The following is a 19,615-nucleotide window of genomic DNA, read 5'->3' as shown; positions in this document are numbered from 1 at the left end:
TCTGTTCACGAACGTCACCGTTCCTTTTGATGTCACGGGCGGCAGAGGAGATGACGTATGAGCGACGCGACCGGACGTCCACCGGCGGGTCTGGACACGAGCGTGGCCAACGTCGCCCGTATGAACGACTACTACCTCGGCGGCAAGGACAACTTCGCCGCCGACCGCAAGGCCGCGGAGGAAGTGCTCGCCCTCGCGCCCGAGGTCAGGACCATGGCCAGGGAGGGGCAGGCCTTCATGACCCGGGCGGTGCGATATCTCCTCGACGAGGGCGTCACCCAGTTCGTCTCCCTCGGTGTGGGACTCCCCACGAGCAGCAGCATCCACCATGTCGCCCAGGCGCTCGTGCCCGACGCCCGCGTGGTCTACGTCTCCACCGACCCGGTCGTGCTCTCCCACGCCCGCGCCCTGCTGGCCACCAACCCCGCCACCGCCGTCGTCGAGGGTGACATCCTCCACCCCCGCGAACTGCTCGCCGACCCCGAGCTGCGGCGGATCATCGACCTGGACCGGCCGGTGGCCATCCTGATCGCGTCCGCCCTCCAGTTCATCCCGGACGAGGACGACCCGTTCAAGTGCGTGGCCGTCCTGCGCGACGCGCTGCCGGTCGGCAGCGGCTTCGCCTTCGGTCACGTCGTCTTCGACAGGCGTCCCGAGGTCGAGGACTCGATCGTCGGCATCTACCGGAGGATCCTCGGCCGCGACGAGGGCGCCGGCCGCACGAGCAAGCAGGTGCTGCGCTTCTTCGACGGGATGAAGCTCGTGGACCCCGGGTTCGTCTACACGCGCGACTGGCGTCCCGACAACCCCCTCACCGTCCAGGGCCGCGACAAGACGTGGTCCATGGTCGGGATCGCCAGGAAGACCGAGGGCTAACCTGCGCCCAGCAGGTCCTCGCGTTCAACCGCCTCCAGAGAGAGCGTCTTGTAGCCGACCTCGTCGAACAGGACGGTGATCCGGTCGCTCTCCCTGCTCATCACCATGCCCCGGCCCCAGGCCTCGTGCCGCACCCTGGCGTGCATCGCGAACGGGCCGTCGACCTCCTCGTCCGGCGTGGGGACGCCCGCCCGGCAGGTGTCGCACGCCCCGCAGACGCGCTCGTGCGGCTCGCCGAAATACTCCAGCAGGAACCGGCGCCGGCAGCCCGTGGTCTCCGCGTAGCCGCGCATCATGTCAATGCGCGAGTCGTCGATGCGGCGGCGGGTGTCATCGAGTTCGACGGCACGCTCCGCGGCCTCCTCCGGGGTGGGACCGCCGGCGACGTGGCGCAGGTCGCCCTGAGCGGTGACCTCGAGCGCGCCCGCCCGCTCCAGCAGGTTCACCAGCCGGGTGAGCCGGGTCGAGCCGATGTCCAGCACGGCTCGCAGCTCGTCGGCCGCGACGGTGCCGCCGTGCTCGTGGATCAGCGTCGCGCTCCGCAGCAGCAGTTCCTCGTCGGCCCGTCCTCCGGCGAAGAACCTGCGCAGCCCGAGATCCTCCTGCCGGTAGAACAGCACCGCGGAGGCCGGGGCCCCATCCCGCCCGGCGCGTCCGATCTCCTGGTAGTAGGAGTCCGGGGACTCCGGCGGGGAGGCGTGCAGCACGAATCGCACGTTCGGCTTGTCGATGCCCATGCCGAACGCGGAGGTCGCAACGACGACGTCGAGCTCGTCGTCGCGGAACATCTCGTGAACGCGGTGCCGGTCGGCCGCCTTCATCCCCGCGTGGTACGGCTCGGCCCGGCGTCCGGCCTCCCGCAGCTCGGCCGCGTACTCCTCGGCGGCCCGGCGGGTGGCGACGTAGATCAGCCCGAGTCCGGGCCGGGACGCGGCGTCCTCCACGAGCGCCCGGCGCAGATCCTCCTGGGTGACGAAGCGGCGCACCTCCAGGTCGAGGTTGGGCCGGTCGAAGCCCCGCACGATCTGGCGCACGTTCGACAGGCCGAGTGACCTCACGATCTCCTCGCGCACCGAGGGGGCGGCCGTGGCGGTCAACGCCACCACCGGCGGGTGGCCCAGTCGCTCGATGACCTGTCCCAGCCGCAGGTAGTCGGGCCGGAAGTCGTGACCCCACGCCGACACGCAGTGCGCCTCGTCGACGACGATCAGCGAGGGGCGTGCGGCGCGCAGTTGTTCGACCGTCTCGGGCTTGGCGAGTTGCTCGGGAGAGAGGAACACGAACTCCGTCCTGCCCGCACGCACCGCCTCGAGAGAGGCCTCGCCACCGGCCTGGGCCGAGTTGACCGCCACCGCCCCTCCGGCGTCGGCCTTCATCAGCCCGGCGACCTGGTCGCGCTGGAGCGCGATCAGCGGTGAGATGACCACGGTCGGCCCGTCGAGCAGCAGAGCGGGCACCTGGTAGACGGCCGACTTGCCGCCGCCGGTGGGCATGACGACCAGCGCGTCCCCACCCGTCAGCAGGTGGCGCATGGCGTCGAGCTGTCCCGGGCGCAGTTCACGCCACCCGAAGACCTTGCGGGCCACCGCTCTCAGCCGCCGCGCCTTCAACCCGAACCTGTCCGCCATGCCCATGAACGCCCGCCTTCTTCCGTGTCCCACGCCCGTTACCCGTGAACGGGCGTGGTACTCGTCTGCGGCGGGTGCCATCGGTCAGAGGGCCTGTCGAGGGGCGCCTGTGGCAGGCACCCCTCCGGCTCCTCAGCTCGCGCTCTCGCTCGGGGTCGCCGACGACTCGGCACCGGGTACGAGGACCGAGTCGATCAGGTAGACGGTGGCGTTGGAGGTCTGCAGGTTGCCGCAGAGAACCTTGGCCTCGCCGACGGTGAGGTCCTCACCTGAACCCGTGACGGTCAGGCTGCCGCCACCGAGCGTCGTGAGCGGCGCGGTGGTGAGGTCGGCGGGCGCCTTCCTCCCCTCGACGACGTGGTTCTGGAGGACCTTGGTCAGCTGGTCCTTGTCCCCCATGAGCTTGTCGAGCGTCTCCTTCGGGAGCTTGTCGAACGCCGCGTTGGTGGGCGCGAACACCGTGACGTCCTTGGCGGAGTTCAGGGTCTCGGTCAGCCCGGCCGCGTCGACGGCCTTGGCCAGGGTGGACAGTTCCGGGTTGGCGGCGAGAGCGGTGCCGACCGGCTCCGTGGCCATGCTGGCGGCGCTGCCGGGTCCGGAGGTGGGCAGGGAGGCGCAGCCCGGGCCGACCGGCGAGGCCGAGGCCCCCGGCGAGGCCATGTCGGTGGACGTCGGCATGTCGGTGGGCGAGGTCATGTCCGTGGGAGAGGGCATGTCGGTGGGGGCAGGGGCAGGAGAGAGGAGGAAGGAACTCGTGGTGGCGGCCTGAGCGGCCGGGACTGCGGCCAGGGTCAGAGCTGCCAGAGCCGAGGCGAGAAGAGACTTCTTCACGTTGATCTCCTTGGTTGGGCGGATGAGCCCTGGATCCGTCAGACAGGCCCTGAGGTCTCATCGGTCTATTCGTAGATCAATGCCCTCCACTTTGGTGACAAATACCCCACTAGACGACTCTTGACCACATATCTCCCTAAATACTCAAATGTGAGCAGCCGTGACACGCCGTCGTACAGTGGGAACATGAGCCCGAAGATCGCGACCAACGAGGTCGTCTCACGTGAGCAGTTGCTGGAATTCCTGCGCGAGCGCCACCACGCGCTCGTCATCACGACACGCCGTGACGGCACGCCGCAGGCCTCCCCCGTAACCTGCGGTGTCGACGCGGAGGGACGCATCGTGGTGTCCACCTATCCGGAGCGCGCCAAGACGGCCAACGCCCGCCGCGATCCCCGGATGAGCGTCGTGGTCCTGTCGGATGACTTCAACGGTCCCTGGGTGCAGGTGGACGGCACCGTCGAGGTCCTGGACCTGCCCGAGGCCCTGGAGCCGCTGGTCGACTACTACCGGGCGATCTCCGGCGAGCACCCCGACTGGGACGAATACCGCGAGGCCATGACCCGTCAGGGCAAGTCGCTGCTGCGCCTCACCCCGCAGCGCTGGGGTCCGATCGCCACCGGCGGGTTCCCCGCGCGGCTCGCCTGAACACCCGAGATCAACCCCTCAAAGGTCGGATGACCTGAGGCTCGGCCTTCTCCGGATCGGCTCGTCCGAGCTCATTTCCGGCCGGCCGACCTCAGGTCGTCCAGTACGGCGTCGGCGGCCCGGCGGCCCGAGACCAAGGCGCCCTGGTGGGAACCGGTGTCGCGGTGGTCGCCGCACACGTAGCGACCGGGCGCGAAACGGACCGGGCGGCGCATCGGGAACGGCGGGGTCATCGCGGGCAGCGCCGCCTCGATCGGATAGGTCGCGAGGTGCTCCCAGGCGGAGGTGTTCGCCCTGTAGATCTGAGCCAGCCGTGCCCGGACGCGAGGCTCGTCGGCGTCGGAGAGAAGCCCCAGGACCGAGGTGGAGACCAGGGCACGACCGTCCGAGGAGTATTCGGGTGCGGCGTCGGTGATGACCAGGGTGTCGGTGATCTGGCCCTCCGCGTCCACGATCTGGGTGGGATCGTCGGCGGGAGACCAGGGGACGGCGTGGTAGAAGGTCGTCACCGCACGCATCTGCGGGATCTCCAGCCCGGGATAGAGGGCGGCGGCCATGGCCGGGTCGGTCGCCACGACCACCGTGCGGGCACCGATCGCCTCCCCCATCGCCGTCTCCACGCCCTCGTCCGTCACGGCGATGACCGGGGTGCCGAGTTTCAGCGTTCCCCTCGGGAGACGGGCGGCGAGCTGGCGGGGGATCTCGCCCATGCCGAGGGCGGGCACCCCGACCGTGCCGAGGGCGAAGGACCGCCAGATCAGGTTGAAGAAGCGGCTGGAGGTTTCCAGCTCTCGTTCGAGGAAGACACCGGCCAGGAAGGGACGGATCAGCTTCTCGATCATCTTGGAGGAGATGCCCCGGTGCCGCAGCTCCTCCTCCGTGGTGCGGTCCGGGTCACGGCGCAACAGCTCGGGAGGGAAGGTGATGTCACGCGCGGTCAGCGCGCTCAGGGCGGCCTTGTCCCGGAGCGATCCCACATCGGCCAGCAGACCGCTGAACGCGTGCCGGGGGTGCCGCCAGGGCAGCATGAAGCGTTCTTTCCGCCCCTTCTCGAAGGTGATCACGCCCGAGGGGATGGCGCGAAGGTCCAGCGCGCCGATGTCGAGAACCCGGGCCGCCTCCGGATAGGCGGTGTTGAACACCTGGAACCCACGGTCGAGCCGGAAGCCGTCCACGATGTCGGTGCGCACGCGACCGCCCACCTCGTCCGCGGCGTCGACGACGCGGACCGGCACCCCGGCGGAGTGCAACCGGTCCGCGCACGAAAGGCCCGCGAGCCCCGCACCGATGATGACCACTGTGTCCGGCATGACGCATCCCCCTTGGATCACGGTGACATTCACGGTGGCGTTCGCTGCGGCGACGTCCACCGCGACACGGAGCAACAGGATCCGCCACCTCTGACTTCGGATGGCGAGCCGCCGGGGGTTGCGTCTACGATCCGGCCTCTTCCGTAGGCCTACCCCAGCTTCACCGTGATCTCTCCTCCGAGCTGGAACCCGCCGGACAGCTCGAGGTCGTCCCCGCTCCAGAATCGGCCGGGGTCGTACCAGTTCGGCCTGCGACCACCCGGAAGCAGTCCCATGGCCTCGTAGGTGACGGCGACGACCTCGGCGCAGTAGGCGCTCTCCAGGGCGCTCTCCTCCGATCCCCGCGTCAGGATCTTCGGCACCCGCCCCTTCATCCAGCGTCCGGCCAGCCTGGCCGTGGAGGGGAAGGGCGTGCCGTCCAGGCGGGCGATGGTGCGCAGGACGGCGTCCTCCATCTCCGGAGGAGTCTGGGGCTCCAGCTGGCGCAGCCACGCACGCTGGCCGTACCTGGTGGCCCAGACGGAGACCGCGTCGCGCAGGTCGTGCAGCTGGACGCCCCGTTGGTGGACCCCCGACCACAGGTCGGGCAGGGAACGGCCGAGCTCGGCGTGCCACATCAACGGCGGCATGTCGTCGATGACGACGGACATGCCGACGTGGTTGACCGGGCTGTTCGTCATGGTCTGAATGGCTCGGTCGGGCACGGTCCGTCCGCGAAACAGCCACATGTCACCGGTACGGGTCAGATTCACGGCCTCGTCGAGGCTGATGCTCTTGCCTGGCATTCCGCTAGCGTAGGCACATGCGATGGTGGAAGGTACTCGGTCTGGCAGGTGTCGCCGGCGTCGCGGCCACGGGCGTGGTCATGGTGCGGGCCGAAAGGAAACGACAGGCCTACACCCCGGACGAGATCCGGACCCGGCTCCGTGCTCGCCTGGAGGAGTCCGCGGCGGGTGACCCCAAGGCCATCGGCCGAACCCCCTAGGAATCGATCACGGCGCCGCCGGCGCTCCGGCCACGGGTCGCGGGCGCCCGCCGGGCTCACTTCGGGCCGCCGACCTCCAGGGGACTCCCGGGGAGGTCGGCTACCGCCTGCCGGTAGAGCGCCGACCGGGGGTCATGCAGCCCCGCCCGCATCTGGTAGACGTTGACGATCACCAGCATCAGGACCGTGAAGATCCCGTACTGCACACCGCCCAGTCCCACCGCGAGGTCGATCGGGAAGGTGTAGACGATGACGACGCGGACGACCGCGTCGACCAGCGACCCGATGCCCCAGGCGACCGTGCAGACCCGCCACAGCCGGCGGAAGTCCGGCGAGCGGGCCCAGAGGTCGTCCCACGACTCCTCCCTGGCGCCGATCCGCCCCTCCAGCAGGGGACGGGAGAACCGCAGGGCCAGCGGTCGCGAGCCCCTGGCGGTGACAAGGAACCACCCGCCCACGGCGACCATCAGCAGGGCGTCCTTGGCGAGCAGCAGCCGGGTGCTTCCGCTGATGACCGACAGGCCCGCGCCCGCCAGCATCATGATCGTCATGAAGAGCCCGGCGGAGTCGAGCCTCCGTTCCCTGACAAGGGTGACGACCATGCTGGTGCTGGGCACCAGGGAGCTGATGAGCAGGGAGGGGAGATAGCCGACGTCCATAGCGCGCAGGCCGTAGTAGAGCCCGATGGGCAGCCCGAAGTCCACCAGCATCAGGATGGCCGCCCCGCGATGGCGGCTCTTCGCCTTCGGCCCCGCCTTCTTTACTTGCATGAGTAACAAATAACTCATATGAGTAAAATAGGCAAGCGCGGAGAGAGAAAAGGACGGCGGGACGGCTCGCCGCCGTCCCGCCGTCCTGTCGGTTCGTGCCGTCTACGCCGTCGCCCGGCTCAGGCCCTACCCGTGGCCCTTCACCGGATCCCACCCCTCGGACAGCGGCTCGGGCATCGGGCAGCTGCTGGCGACCTCGAGGAACTCGGACCGCTCGGCGGACTCGGCGATGGCCAGCATCGTGTCCAGGACGTGCAGGCCCAGCTCTCCGGTGGCGCGGTGCGGCCGGTCCTCACGGATGGCCTGGGCCATGTCGAGCACGCCCAGACCACGACCGGCGGTGGTACCCGGCGTCGGGACCGGGGTCCACTCGTCGTCGCCGGCCCGGCGCAACCGCACCTCGCCGCCGAAGGTGTTGGGGTCGGGCACCTCCATGGTCGCCTCGGTGCCGGTGATCTCGATGAACCCCCAGCGGGGAAGCGGCGAGTCGAAGGTGAACACCATCGTGGCGGCCTGCCCGGCGGCGAACTCCACGAGCGCCGCCGTGTGGGTGGGAACCTCGACCGGGAAACGGGTCCCGGCCCTGGGCCCCGAGCCGATGATCCGCTCCTCCCGTGCCCGGCGGGCCATCGCGGCCACCCGCCGGGTCGGCCCGAACAGCGTGACGAGGGCGGTCAGGTAGTAGGGGCCCATGTCGAACAGCGGCCCGGCGCCCCTCTGGAACAGGAACTCCGGGCTGTGGTGCCACGATTCGGGACCGGGGCTCTGCAGCAGCGTCAGAGCGGTCAGCGGGGCGCCGATCGCCCCTTCGGCGACGAGCCGGGCCGCGGTCTGCAGGCCGGCGCCGAGGAAGGTGTCGGGAGCGCTGCCCAGGCGCACCCCCGCCGTCGCGGCGGCCTCCACCAGCTTCGAGCCGGACTCCCTGTCCATGGTGAACGGCTTCTCGTTGTAGACGTGGCACCCGGCCTCGACCGCCGCCATCGCCACCGCGGCGTGGGCGGACGGGATCGTGAGGTTGACGACCAGCTCGACGTCGGGATGGGCCATCGCCTGCTCCGGGGTGGTCGCCACCGGCACGCCGTACCGGCTCGCGACCTCCTGGGCACGGGCCAGGTCGAGGTCGGCGCAGGCCACCACCCGCACGTCGGGGAAGGTGATCAGGTTGCTCAGATACTGGTGGCTGATGGTGCCGCAGCCGACGATCGCCACCCCGAGAGGGCTCGTCACGGGCTCACCCGCCCGGCGGCGATCAGGCCGGTCAGGTAGGCGTGGCTGTCGGCCAGCGCCTCGACCATGTCGGTGGCGCAGTGGTCCAGCTCCACGATCCGCACCGCGTCCGGCGCGGTGGTCAGCGCGTTCACGATCGGCACGCTGCCCGCGCCCACCGCCGTCATCGGCCCCTCCTTCGTCGCCGGCCCGTCTTTGACGTGCAGGTAGCGCACCCGCTCGCCCAGCCGGGTCAGCAGCGCCGACGGGTCGACCCCGCCGGTCGCCGCCCAGTAGACGTCGACCTCCAGGAGCACCTCGGGGGCCAGCAGCTCGGCCAGCACCTCCAGGGCGGGACGGCCGTCCACCTGCTGTTCCAGCTCCCACCAGTGGTTGTGGTAGCCGAGCCGCAGACCGTGGTCGGCCGCCTCGACGGCCGCCTCGTTGATGCTCCGGGCGGCCAGCTCCAGCCCGCCCAGGTCGGCGAACCACTCGGCGGGAGCCATCGGCACGATGACGGTGTCCGCCCCGATGACGGCGGCCGCGGCGAGCACGCTCGCTCGCCGCTCGTCGAGCAGCGGGCCGTGCACGCTGCACACCGTCAGCCCGGCCTCCTCGAGGTCGGCGGCGAGACCGACCGGATCCACGTGCGGGTCGTACGGCTCGACCGCGCCGTACCCTATTTCGGCGATGCGGCGTAGCACGGCGCGACGGTCGACGGCCGCCTGCTCACGAACGGAGTACAACTGGACGGCGAGTGGGCTCATCCCAGGTCCCTTCGACGTTCTGAATCTGCTCCGCGCCGGAGGAGTTCCCCCGACGGCGATCAAGGGCCCCGGTAGGGCGTTCTCTCCTCGGAGGGAAGAACCAGGGCGGCGGCGCCGTACAGACCAGCGTCGCGTTCCAGCGAGGTCCGGCTGACGGTGAGGCGCTTCAGGAAGCCGAGCCCGGCCTGTTTGGCGACCGCCTGCCGCAGCGGGGCGAGCAGCGTCTCACCCGCCGCGGCCACGCCGCCTCCGATGACGACGTCGTCGACGTCGAACAGGGCCGCCGTGGTGAGAATCGCCGCGGCCAGCGCGTCCGCGGTCCGCTGGAAGGCCAGCTGCGCGACGGGAACCCCGCGGGCGGCGTCCGCCGCGAGCGCCTTGGCGTCCGGGTGCGCGGCCGGGCAGGTCCAGCCGTTCGCCAGCGCCCAGCGGACCGTGTTGGGACCGCTGGCGATGGTCTCCAGGCATCCCACCGCCCCGCAGGGGCAGAGATCCCCGTGCGGGTCTATGGCGATGTGCCCGATGTGACCGGCGTTTCCCGTCGGTCCCAGGTACGGCACGCCGTCCAGGACCAGCCCGCCGCCCACACCCGTGGACACCACGATCCCGAGCATGACCTGGGAGGCCGAGCCGTGCCCGCCTCGCCACCACTCCCCCAGCGCCATGCACTGGCCGTCTCCGGCCAGCGCGACGGGAAAGCCCTGGGGATCGGGAAGGTCGTGAAGGTCGGCAAGGAGCTCCCGCACGGTGTCGACCAGCGGGAAGTCCCGCCAGGACGGGATGTTGACCGGGCTGACCGTGCCGGCGAGGGCGTCGATGGGACCGGCGGAGCCGATCCCCACCCCGGTCAGGCCGGCGGCTCCGGCGTCGCGGACCAGCGAGGCCAGCGTCGCCACGGGGTCCGGTCCCACCGGCAGTTCCGCCCGCCGGACCATGGTCCCGTCGGGGTGAACGACCGCGACGGCGAACTTGGTGCCGCCGATGTCGATTGCCAGGGCGGTCACAGCCTGACCTCGCCGAGGCTTCCGAGCAGGGAGAGGTTGGCGGTGGCCGATACGGCCACCACGCGGCTGTTCACGGATTCCTCCGATGTATTCGGTGGTTGAGAGGTTCGCAGGCCTGGGCAAGCAAACCGGGCAAAGATAGCAAACACAGCGAACGTACGACGTCGATGACAACGTTGTCAACGGCACGCGGCGACGTGCTGCGACGGGCGGGTTCCAGGGAACGGGCAGACCGGACGCCGTGGCCGGGGAGACGCCGGCGGCACGGCGGAGACGGGCGCTCCGGGAGATCCGGCGAGGTGACGCGACGACGCGCCGGCGGCGTGGCCGACCGGCTCCGAGGATCACCCGCTAGATTTCCGCACATTCGAGATCAAGTATGCGGTCTTCTCGAATTTGAGGGTAGATACGGTTGGCAGGGATGACTTGGGAGATTTTTATGACGCATGAACGCGCGGGGCAGCTCGCCCAGCCGTCCGATCTTGTCGACGTGGCCCGTCTGGTGACCTCCTACTACGCGCTGCACCCCGATCCGGGAGAGGTCGGCCAGCGGGTGGCGTTCGGGACGTCGGGGCACCGCGGTTCCTCACTGAACGTCGCGTTCAACGAGGACCACATCCTCGCGACCAGCCAGGCCATCGTGGAGTACCGCGCGGCGCAGGGAGTGGACGGCCCGCTGTTCCTCGGCGCCGACAGCCACGCCCTGTCCGAGCCCGCGCAGGTCTCGGCGCTGGAGGTCTTCGCGGCCAACGGGGTGACGGTCCTCATCGACAGCCGGGGCGGCTACACCCCGACGCCGGCGGTCTCGCACGCGATCCTCACCCACAACCGGGGGCGTACGACCGGACTGGCCGACGGGGTGGTGGTGACCCCCTCGCACAACCCGCCCGGTGACGGTGGCTTCAAGTACAACCCGCCGCACGGCGGCCCGGCAGACACCGACGCCACCTCGTGGATCCAGGACCGCGCCAACGCGCTGATCGCCGACGGCCTCAAGGAGGTCAGGCGGATTCCCTACGTCAGGGCGCTGGCCGCCGACACCACCGTCCGTCACGACTTCCTCGGCCACTACGTCGACGACCTGCCGTCCGTGCTGGACCTCGACGCGATCCGGGCGGCGGGGGTGCGCATCGGCGCTGACCCGCTGGGCGGGGCGAGCGTGGCCTACTGGGGGGAGATCGCCGAGCGGCACCGGCTGGATCTGACGGTGGTGAACCCGCTGACCGACCCGACGTGGCGGTTCATGACGCTGGACTGGGACGGCAAGATCCGGATGGACTGCTCGTCGCCGTACGCGATGGCCTCGCTCATCGCCAACCGCGACGCGTTCGACGTCTCCACGGGCAACGACGCCGACGCCGACCGGCACGGCGTCGTCACTCCCGACGGGGGGCTGCTGAACCCCAACCACTACCTCGCCGTGGCGATCTCCTACCTCTACTCCCACCGGCCCGGCTGGCCGGCGGACGCCGGGGTCGGCAAGACGCTGGTGAGCAGCGGCATGATCGACCGGGTGGCGGCGGATCTGGGCAGGCGGCTCATGGAGGTGCCCGTCGGGTTCAAGTGGTTCGTGCCGGGCCTGCTCGACGGCTCCCTCGGTTTCGGCGGTGAGGAGAGCGCCGGGGCGTCGTTCCTGCGCCGCGACGGCTCGGTGTGGACCACCGACAAGGACGGCCTGATCCTGGCACTGCTGGCCGCGGAGATCATCGCGACCACCGGCCGCTCGCCGAGCGAGCACTACCGCGACCTGACCTCCAGGTTCGGCGATCCCGCCTATGCCCGGGTCGACGCCCCGGCGAGCCGGGAGGAGAAGGCGGTGCTCGCCAAACTCTCGGCCGAGCAGGTCACCGCCGACACCCTCGCCGGCGAGCCGATCACGCAGGTGCTGACCTCCGCCCCCGGCAACGGCGCCGCCCTCGGCGGGGTCAAGGTCGCCACCGACAGCGCCTGGTTCGCCGCCCGGCCCTCCGGCACGGAGGACGTGTACAAGATCTACGCCGAGTCCTTCAAGGGCCCGGAGCATCTGGCCCGGGTGCAGGAGGAGGCCAGGAACCTGGTGTCGGCGTCTCTCGGCTGAACAACGTCCTGGCCGACCTCTCGGAGCCGGCGATTCTGACGGACGGCCGATCCGGGGCGCTGTGCCGGACCGTCCGTCGACCGCCACCTGGAACCCAACAAATGTCCGTCGATCTCTACCTAGAACCCAACAAAAAGGGGTGTTAAGGTCATCCGTCACATATAGATCGTCAACCCCTCGTTGTTCCCCGTCCCCAGCAACCCAGGACATGCGGTGAGGCGCGAGTCTGCCGTCCGTCGTGCGTGGGCGGGGATCTCCGGAGATGGCGGGGGGAGGCGCCGGACGCGGACGCCGGTATGCGGCGGACAAGGATGGAAGCGGCATGTCGACGTGGTTCAGCGGCGCGGTGGTCATCGACGGTAGCGGGCGCGACCCGGTTCGAGGACAGGCGGTGGAGGTCGACGGGGGGCGGATCGTCCGGGTGGGCGGGACGCCTCCGGCGGGGGCCGAGGTGGTCGAGTGCGACGGGCTGACCCTCACGCCCGGGCTCATCGACGCGCACGTGCATCTGGGACTGAGCAGCGACATCGACGCCAGCCTGCGGCGGGAGCTGTCGGTGGCCGAACTGGCCGCGGACATGTTCGCGAACTGCACGCGGACGCTGGAGGCCGGGTTCACCACCGTGCGGGACGTCGGAGGCGTCGACGGGGGACTCGCCTCGGTCGTCGCACGGGGCAAGGTCCGGGGGCCGCGGATCCTGCAGTGCGGGCCCATCCAGTGCCAGACGGGCGGGCACGGGCATTTCGCCGCCGACTGGGAGCCGACCGCCGACTGGAATGATCATCACATCCCGGGGTTGCGGTCGATGGCGCTGCTGTCGGACGGGCCGGACGAGATGCGTAAGAACGTGCGGGAGTCGTTCAGGCGCGGGGCCGAGTTCATCAAGCTCTGCGTCACCGGCGGCGTCGTGTCCAAGCACGACAAGCTGACCGACACGCAGTTCACCGTGGAGGAGATCGCGGTGGCCGTGGAGGAGGCGGCCGCGCGCGGCACGTACGTCACGGTGCACGCGCACAACAACCGGGGCATCCGCAACGCCGTCAAGGCCGGGGCGCTGTGCGTGGAGCACGGCTCCGAGATCGACGAGGAGACCGCGGCGCTGATGGCGGCCCACGGTGTGGCGCACGTTCCGACGCTGGCGGTGGTGCACGCCCTGACGGAGGATGCGACGGCCAGCGGTCTGCCGACGGCGATCGCGGACCGGCTGGGGGTCGTGATGCAGGGGCAGATCGACGGGTTGCTGGCCTCCCGCGAGGCGGGTGTGCGGGTGGGGCTCGGGTCGGACCTGATCGGACCCGACCAGTCCGGCCGCGGGTACGAGCTGGTGCTCAGGTCGAAGATCGAGACGCCGATGGCCGCGCTGGTGTCGGCCACCAGCGTCAATGCCGGGATTCTCGGGATCGCCGACCAGGTCGGCACGGTGCATGAGGGCAAGCGGGCCGACCTGGTGGCCTTCGCCGGCAACCCGCTGGACGATCCGTCGATCTTCGCCGACCGGGCCAGGGTGGCGCTGGTGGTCCAGAACGGCGACATCGTGGTGGACCGGCGCTAGCGCCGCCGCAACCGCGAAGGTGCACCGGGTTGAGGCCGGGGCGTGGGTGTGGCCGTCGTGGGCACGGGCCGCGTCGACTTCGGGAAGGTCGGCATCGGCCCGGTCCTTGACCGCGTACGGCAGTTGGTGGAGGCTGCGGCCGAGCCCGATGATCTCGTAATCCCCCCGGACATGAAGGAAAATGGCATGACCATGCGCGCAGTAGTCATCCGATCGGTCGGCAGTCCCGAGGTCGTGAAGATCGCCGAGTTCCCTCGCCCGGAGCCGGGAGCCGGACAGATCAGGATCAAGGTCGAGGCCGCGGCCCTCAACCCCGCTGACGCCGGCCTGTGGAGCGGCGCTTTCGGCCCGATCCCCGACGGGCAGTATCTCGGACTCGGCTGGGACGTCGCGGGAACGGTCGATGCCGTCGGCCCCATCACCGACCTCACCGTCGGCGACCGTGTCATCGCGATCATCCACGGGGGCGGGAAGCCACTGGGCGGCCAGGCGGAATACGTCGTGGTCGAGCAGTACGCCGCCGCCCCCGCCCCCGCCCGCTTCGACTCCGCCGCCGCCTCGACGCTGCCGCTCAACGCGCTCACCGCCGTCCAGGCCCTCGACAACCTCGGGCTGCGCTCCGGCGACACCCTCGCGGTCACCGGAGCCGCCGGTGCCGTGGGCGGTTATGCCCTGGAGATCGCCCGGACTCGCGGTATACGTACGCTGGCACTGGCCCGGCCGTCCGACGAGGAGTACGTCACCGGCACGCTCGGCGCGCGGTGGTTCACAACCTCCGGTGACGACCCCGCCGCGGCGATCCGCGGCATCTGGCCCGACGGCGCCGACGGCGTCCTGGACGCGGCGGTGCTCGGTGACGCCGTGACCGGCGCCGTGCGTGACGGAGGGAGCTACACGGGCGTGCGGGGCGACCGGATCCCCAGGCCCACTCGTGGCATCAAGATCAGTCTGACGAGCGTCGCCCCCGACGGCGCCGGCCTCACGAAGCTGGTCCACCTCGCCGACGCGGGCCTGCTGACCCCCCGGGTCGCCCAGACATACCCGCTGGCCGATGCGGCCAAGGCCCACGCCCATATGGTCCAGGGCGGCCTGCGTGGCCGGGTCGTGCTGATCCCCTGACCTCCGGCCCGCCTTCCCGGAGACGGAACTCGAGACCGGGCGACCGCCGCCTCCGGCCGTGACCGTCGACGCTCCCGTCTCGCCGGGGAGGTCAGGTGAACATCCGCCAGGCGGCGGGCTTGACCGTCCAGCGGCGCCGGGCCGTACGGCCGATCAGCTCGCCGTCGGCGTTCACCGGGACGGGCTCGCCCTCCACGGCCACCTCGCGCCCGCGGTCGGTGATCACTCTCCGCAGCTCGGGGTGGCTCCCCCGGCGCAGTCGCAGCGCGTAGGCGAGCCGGTCCAGCGGCCCGGTGGTCAGCGCGACGACGACGTCCACCATGCCGTCGTCGGGCCTGGCCCTGGGGGTCAGCGGGGTGCCGCCGCCGATGGTGACGCCGTTGCCGACGCCGAGCATGAGCACCGGGCTCTCCCCGGCCACCTGCCGGCCGTCCACCGTCACGCGCAGCCTCCAGCCGGGGCTCCGCACGCCCGCGAGCAGCCCGCCCACCATGTAGGCGAGCCGGCCGAGTTTTGGCTTGAGCGGCTTGGCCTGCTCGGACGCCTCCGCGCCCACGCCGAGGTGCACCACGTTGACGACGATCCCGCCCTCGTCGTCGACGAGGAGGTCGAGGGGGTGGGGCCGTCCGGCGAGCACGATGCGGGCCGCGACCTGGGGATCCAGCGGAATGCCTAGCCCCCGGGCGAAGTCGTTGCCGGTGCCCAGCGGAACGAGGCCCACCGTCCGGGCATCCAGCTCACCGCGCCGATGCAGGGTGGCGACCACCACGTGGAGCGACCCGTCGCCGCCCAGCACGACCACGTCCCGGCCGGGGTGGGCGTCGAGCGTCTCGTCCAGGTCCTTCTCCCCGACGGGCGCCTCGACCAGATCGGCGCCGCCACGCAACGTCTCGATGACGGCGGCCCTGACGTCGTCGTCCGCGCTCCCCGCCTCCGCGTTGTAGATCGCCAGCAACTCGGCCATGTCGCTCCTCCACGTGGTCGTCTCCCCGCTCCCTGCCCACGGGAGTGACGATCACGCGGGCTCAACGACGATCACGCGGCCCCAACCCGGCCCGCGCGTTCGGCCCGGACCCCATGGGCTCGGCCCGGACGGCGCAGGTCCGACCCGGACCCCATGGGCTCAGCCCGGACCACGCGAGCTCAATCCGGACCCCATGGGCTCGGCCCGGACCACGCAGGTTCGACCCGGAATCGCGCGCTCGGCCCAGAACCGTGCGCGCAGTCCGTACCGCGTGCGCTCGGCCCGGAATCGGGTGTGCTCAGCCCAGCCGCCACCAGCGCCAGGCCATCCAGAGACCCGACGCGACGCCCAGCAGCGCGGCCAGTGCGTACACCACGACGGTGCTCGTGTCCGAGAGATAGCCGTTGCCCGCGACGAGGATGGCCATGAGCACCGCGCTCAGCAGGCCCACCCCCGCGCCCGAGGCGAGGCCGATCCCGGAGGCCGCCAGAACGCGCACCGCGGTGCTCCTGCGTCTGCGAACCGGCGTCATGACCGGAAGGAGCCGCTCGATGACAAGCGCGGGATCGTCGTCGACCTGGCCCGCGGAGAGCTGGACGGCCACCTCGCCCCGCTTCGGCTCGCTCAGGTAGATCCACTGACGTCTGTCAAGGAAAATCGCCGCGCCGCCCGCGCCGGGAAAGCTCAGCCAGAGGAACGGCGCGCCCTCGGGAAACTTCTTGAGCCGGTGCCGGACGACCGGGGCGCGGAGGTCGAGCGCCGCCTCCAGGATTCGCAGCGCCTTTTCCTGGTCTGCGTTACCCACGATGACCTCCCCCTTCCCCTCTCACCTTCGTACGGCATGACGGGTCGTCCTCGGTGTCGCCCCTACTTCCCCGGGCGTACGTCCAGGGCGGCCGCGAGCTCCGTCAGCTGGGCGACGCCTCCGCGCAGATCCGGCGGGAGCGGCTGAAGGGCGACGTGATCCGCCCCGGCGTCGAGATGCGCGCGGACCCGGGTGGCGACGGTCTCGGCGTCCCCCCACGCGACGATCGCGTCCACCAGCCGGTCGCTGCCGCCGTCGGCGAAGTCCTCGTCCGCGTAGCCGAGGTGGCGCAGGTTGTTGACGTAGTTTCCCAGGGTCAGGTAGATCGCCATGTGCGCGCGGGCGATCTTCCTGGCCGTGGCCGGGTCGCTCTCCAGGACCACGGCCTGCTCGGGCGCGAGGATCCGGCCGGGGCCGAGGATCTCGCGGGCGAGCACGGTGTGCTCCGGCGGCACGAAGTAGGGGTGGGCGCCATCGGTCTTGTCCCGGGCGAGCTCCAGCATCCGCGGCCGCAACGCGGCGAGCAGCCTGGGCGTGGGCGGGTCGGGAGAGAACGGCAGATCGCGTGCGGCGACGTCCATCGTGTCGAGATATGCGCTCATCGCGGCGAGAGGGCGCGTGTAGTCGTGTCCGCGCTGGGTGACCATGGGGGCGTGGCTGACCCCGACGCCCAGGGCGAACCGCCCCGGGTAGGCCTCGCCGTACGCCGCCGCCCCGGTCGCCATGGCGGTCGCGTCCCGGACCCAGATGTTGGCGATGCCGCTGCCGACGGAGATGGTTCTGGTGGCCGCGAGCAGGATTCCGGCGGTGCTGAACGCCTCCCGGCTTCCCGGCGCCTCACCGAACCACAGCGCGCCGTACCCGAGCTCCTCGATCTCCACCGCGGCCTGTCGTACAGCCTGCACGGGAGCCCGCCCGAACAGGGGATGCCACACACCGATGCGGCCGATGCCCATCGCCGCCTCCGATCCAACTCGACTGAACTACCCGATTCAGTTTAGTGATCGTGAAAAAGGGCACTGCCCCCGGCCCTGGCGAGCGACGGCGAACACACCTCGTCCAGCACCTTGCGGAGCCGTCCGCGGAACTCCTTGTCGGCGAGTTGGCCGGTGGCGTCGAACCGGCTGCGGGCCGAGGAGACCGCCAGGTCCGCGCCGTGCACGACCGCGCCCGCCGCGCCGAGCGACCTGCGCAACTGGGTCTGCGTCCACATCGCCTCGTGGATACGCAGGCAGGCGGTCACGACTCCCACGGGCTTGCCCAGCAGGACCGCGCCGGCACGCGGGGACGATAGCCAGTCGAGCGCATGGCTCAGCTGGACCGGCAGCGTGCTGTGCGCCGGTGCCGTGATCAGCATGCCGTCCGCCTTCGAAACGGCGCGGCACAGTTCGTCCACCGGCTGCGGCAGCTCACCGTCCGAGACGGGCGGTATCCGATCCAGCCCGTCCCAGATCTCGAAGTCCACCGCCGCGGGCAGCTCCCACGACGACGCCTCCAGCAGTCTCCAGACGTACGCCCCACGACGAAGGCTGCCCGCGATTCCGATGATCTTCATCCCCGACCCCATCCCTGTCGCGACGTCGCGACGCTACGTGCGGGGGAGATCTCAATGCTTCGGTCACTCGACCGCGGTCGGCAGCACGAGAGTCCCCCAACTCGCCGACAGAAACCGCTGTACGGCACCGTCGTGATCCATCTGGGAGGCCCGCCCGCCGTACCGCTGGAGTCGCTCTGCTCTCGAAGTCCGAGACAGTGGGGACTCCTTCGCCGGTCACCACTGCCACACCGGTGTTGTTGGGCCTCACATTCCATCACATTAAGGACGTGCCCCCAGAAAAGGGTCACGAACATGAACCCCGAGTACCGATCACCCATAAACCAGTGATTTATCGGTCAAAGCTCACGGAGGCCGCAGGTCAGACGCCCACTTCCCCCATGGTCAATCCTCAGAAGATCCAAGGAACCGTCTCAGAAGGTCTGAGGAACCGCCCGGTCGGTGACCCGCTTGATCTCGAAGAACGTCTCCTCCATGGCGAACACCTTGAACGCGTCCCACAGCAGGCCCGCCCGCTCCCCGGTCGCGATCTCGCTGATGACCGGGCCGAACTGGCCCGCGTGCCCGTTCACCGAGATCGTCGGGACACCGATCAGCGTCTGCTTCTGCTTCCCCGCCGGCACCAGGTCGTGCGAGGCCCGGATCGCGTCGTCCCAGGACGCCTCGGCTCTCGCGGCGATCAGGTCCGCGGGCAGGCCCGCGTCTGCCAGCGCCCCCGCGATCACCGACTCCAGGCCTTCCAGCAGCGCCTCCCTGTCCGCGAGGCTCCCGCGCCCTTCGGCGCGGGCCCGCTGGAACAGGCCGTCCCCGCCGTGGAACCGCGTGCCGAGCGTGGTGTACAGCTCGCCCACGGCGTCGTCGCCGACCGCCTTGCGCGCCGCCGCGAACACCCGGACCGTGCCCCGGCCGAGCTCGACGACCCGCCGGTACTCGGCGGACATCTCCTGCGACTCGTTGAGGATCGCCAGGCTCATCTCCCGCCAGTGGATCTCCACCGGACGGACCTTCCCCACCTCCAGGATCCATCGGGACGTGATCCAGGCCCAGGGACAGGCGGGATCGAACCAGAAGTCGACCGTATCCTCGCTCATGAGAGTCCTTTCTCGACGAAGCCATACGGATCTCCGCGGATCCCCGTGGAACGGGCCTTCGCGGATCCTCGCGGAGATCACCTCTTTAGAATGAGGCCTCAACTACGCTTGAGGTCAAGTACCGGATGACACAGAACGCCTATCCCGACGGGCGTGTCGGAGATCGCCCGCGGGGCGCCGCCGCCGTGCGCCTCGATGGGAAGGGGTCGGAGAGCGCTCTCCGAGATCGGAACGCCTCCCTGCGGACCGATTCGCACCAAGGCCTCACCTCTCGAATCGAGGCCTGCTACGTACCCAAATAAAACAGATAAAACCCACCAAAAGGGATTTCTCTACAGGGCTCCATTGGCACCGCTCACGATCGGAAACGGCTCCGGAGAAAAAATGGAGAGCGCTCTCCGGAAAAGCGCGGGGACCGCCCTCCACC

19 protein-coding genes are annotated in these 19,615 nt (G+C 70.5%); 6 read left to right on the top strand and 13 right to left on the bottom strand.

Annotated elements, in window-relative coordinates; translation table 11 throughout:
* Window positions 1–57: 57 nt before the first annotated feature.
* Window positions 58–876 carry an SAM-dependent methyltransferase gene (locus DKM19_RS19630; RefSeq protein WP_110697187.1) on the top strand — a complete coding sequence of 273 codons (819 nt, stop codon included), beginning with the start codon at window positions 58–60 and terminating at the stop codon, window positions 874–876.
* Here DKM19_RS19630 and DKM19_RS19625 read toward each other — a convergent pair.
* Window positions 873–2,510, bottom strand: a complete 1,638-nt coding sequence (locus DKM19_RS19625; RefSeq protein WP_110697185.1) for an ATP-dependent DNA helicase RecQ — start codon at window positions 2,508–2,510, stop codon at window positions 873–875. The two genes, DKM19_RS19630 and DKM19_RS19625, sit on opposite strands and share 4 nt — an antisense overlap.
* Window positions 2,511–2,636: 126 nt before the next feature.
* The gene (locus DKM19_RS19620) at window positions 2,637–3,335 is read right to left on the bottom strand and encodes a fasciclin domain-containing protein (RefSeq protein WP_110697183.1); all 699 of its coding nucleotides are present in this window, start codon (window positions 3,333–3,335) and stop codon (window positions 2,637–2,639) included.
* A 186-nt stretch (window positions 3,336–3,521) separates the two neighbouring features.
* Between DKM19_RS19620 and DKM19_RS19615 the strand changes: the two genes are divergently transcribed.
* Entirely contained in the window at window positions 3,522–3,983 is a 462-nt protein-coding gene (locus tag DKM19_RS19615; protein ID WP_110697181.1) for a PPOX class F420-dependent oxidoreductase, read from the top strand.
* A 71-nt stretch (window positions 3,984–4,054) separates the two neighbouring features.
* Here DKM19_RS19615 and DKM19_RS19610 read toward each other — a convergent pair whose 3' ends face one another.
* Together DKM19_RS19610 and DKM19_RS19605 are read right to left on the bottom strand one after the other, a co-directional pair.
* Complete coding sequence (locus DKM19_RS19610; RefSeq protein WP_110705819.1) at window positions 4,055–5,293, bottom strand: NAD(P)/FAD-dependent oxidoreductase; 1,239 nt, start codon at window positions 5,291–5,293, stop codon at window positions 4,055–4,057.
* A 149-nt stretch (window positions 5,294–5,442) separates the two neighbouring features.
* Window positions 5,443–6,078: a hypothetical protein gene (locus DKM19_RS19605; RefSeq protein ID WP_110697179.1), complete on the bottom strand. Its 636-nt coding sequence runs from the start codon at window positions 6,076–6,078 to the stop codon at window positions 5,443–5,445.
* A gap of 17 nt (window positions 6,079–6,095) precedes the next feature.
* Between DKM19_RS19605 and DKM19_RS19600 the strand changes: the two genes are divergently transcribed.
* Window positions 6,096–6,278 carry a hypothetical protein gene (locus tag DKM19_RS19600; RefSeq protein WP_089210340.1) on the top strand — a complete coding sequence of 61 codons (183 nt, stop codon included), beginning with the start codon at window positions 6,096–6,098 and terminating at the stop codon, window positions 6,276–6,278.
* Window positions 6,279–6,334: 56 nt separating this feature from the next.
* Here DKM19_RS19600 and DKM19_RS19595 read toward each other — a convergent pair whose 3' ends face one another.
* The 4 genes from DKM19_RS19595 to DKM19_RS19580 form a co-directional block, all read right to left on the bottom strand.
* Window positions 6,335–7,048, bottom strand: a complete 714-nt coding sequence (locus DKM19_RS19595; protein WP_110697177.1) for a VC0807 family protein — start codon at window positions 7,046–7,048, stop codon at window positions 6,335–6,337.
* A 126-nt stretch (window positions 7,049–7,174) separates the two neighbouring features.
* On the bottom strand, window positions 7,175–8,275 hold the full coding sequence (locus DKM19_RS19590) for a Gfo/Idh/MocA family protein (protein ID WP_110697175.1): 1,101 nt from the start codon (window positions 8,273–8,275) through the stop codon (window positions 7,175–7,177).
* Window positions 8,272–9,021 carry a sugar phosphate isomerase/epimerase gene (locus DKM19_RS19585; RefSeq protein ID WP_110697173.1) on the bottom strand — a complete coding sequence of 250 codons (750 nt, stop codon included), beginning with the start codon at window positions 9,019–9,021 and terminating at the stop codon, window positions 8,272–8,274. The genes DKM19_RS19590 and DKM19_RS19585 overlap by 4 nt, the downstream gene beginning before the upstream one ends.
* 59 nt (window positions 9,022–9,080) lie before the next feature.
* Window positions 9,081–10,025, bottom strand: a complete 945-nt coding sequence (locus DKM19_RS19580; protein ID WP_204358873.1) for an ROK family protein — start codon at window positions 10,023–10,025, stop codon at window positions 9,081–9,083.
* 439 nt (window positions 10,026–10,464) lie between these two features.
* On the opposite strand from DKM19_RS19580, the gene pgm reads away from it, so the two are divergent.
* From pgm to DKM19_RS19565, 3 genes are all read left to right on the top strand, one after another.
* On the top strand, window positions 10,465–12,102 hold the full coding sequence (gene pgm / locus DKM19_RS19575) for a phosphoglucomutase (alpha-D-glucose-1,6-bisphosphate-dependent) (protein ID WP_110697171.1): 1,638 nt from the start codon (window positions 10,465–10,467) through the stop codon (window positions 12,100–12,102).
* A gap of 322 nt (window positions 12,103–12,424) precedes the next feature.
* Entirely contained in the window at window positions 12,425–13,654 is a 1,230-nt protein-coding gene (locus DKM19_RS19570) for an amidohydrolase family protein (protein ID WP_110697169.1), read from the top strand.
* Between the two features lie 186 nt (window positions 13,655–13,840).
* Window positions 13,841–14,773, top strand: a complete 933-nt coding sequence (locus tag DKM19_RS19565) for an NADP-dependent oxidoreductase (RefSeq protein WP_239514334.1) — start codon at window positions 13,841–13,843, stop codon at window positions 14,771–14,773.
* 91 nt (window positions 14,774–14,864) lie between these two features.
* Here the strand turns inward: DKM19_RS19565 and DKM19_RS19560 are convergent, their stop codons facing one another.
* From DKM19_RS19560 to DKM19_RS19540, 5 genes are all read right to left on the bottom strand, one after another.
* Complete coding sequence (locus DKM19_RS19560; protein WP_110697167.1) at window positions 14,865–15,737, bottom strand: diacylglycerol kinase family protein; 873 nt, start codon at window positions 15,735–15,737, stop codon at window positions 14,865–14,867.
* Between the two features lie 298 nt (window positions 15,738–16,035).
* On the bottom strand, window positions 16,036–16,542 hold the full coding sequence (locus tag DKM19_RS19555) for a hypothetical protein (protein WP_110697165.1): 507 nt from the start codon (window positions 16,540–16,542) through the stop codon (window positions 16,036–16,038).
* 62 nt (window positions 16,543–16,604) lie between these two features.
* Complete coding sequence (locus DKM19_RS19550; RefSeq protein WP_110697163.1) at window positions 16,605–17,498, bottom strand: LLM class F420-dependent oxidoreductase; 894 nt, start codon at window positions 17,496–17,498, stop codon at window positions 16,605–16,607.
* A gap of 41 nt (window positions 17,499–17,539) precedes the next feature.
* Entirely contained in the window at window positions 17,540–18,097 is a 558-nt protein-coding gene (locus DKM19_RS19545) for an NADPH-dependent FMN reductase (protein ID WP_162641619.1), read from the bottom strand.
* Window positions 18,098–18,510: 413 nt separating this feature from the next.
* Entirely contained in the window at window positions 18,511–19,188 is a 678-nt protein-coding gene (locus DKM19_RS19540) for a hypothetical protein (protein ID WP_110697159.1), read from the bottom strand.
* Window positions 19,189–19,615: the final 427 nt, after the last annotated feature.

This window comes from Streptosporangium sp. 'caverna', assembly GCF_003203775.1.
Classification (GTDB): domain Bacteria; phylum Actinomycetota; class Actinomycetes; order Streptosporangiales; family Streptosporangiaceae; genus Streptosporangium; species Streptosporangium subroseum.
Note: the sequence above shows the minus strand (reverse complement) of the source record. Positions and strands in the feature narration are given on the sequence as shown.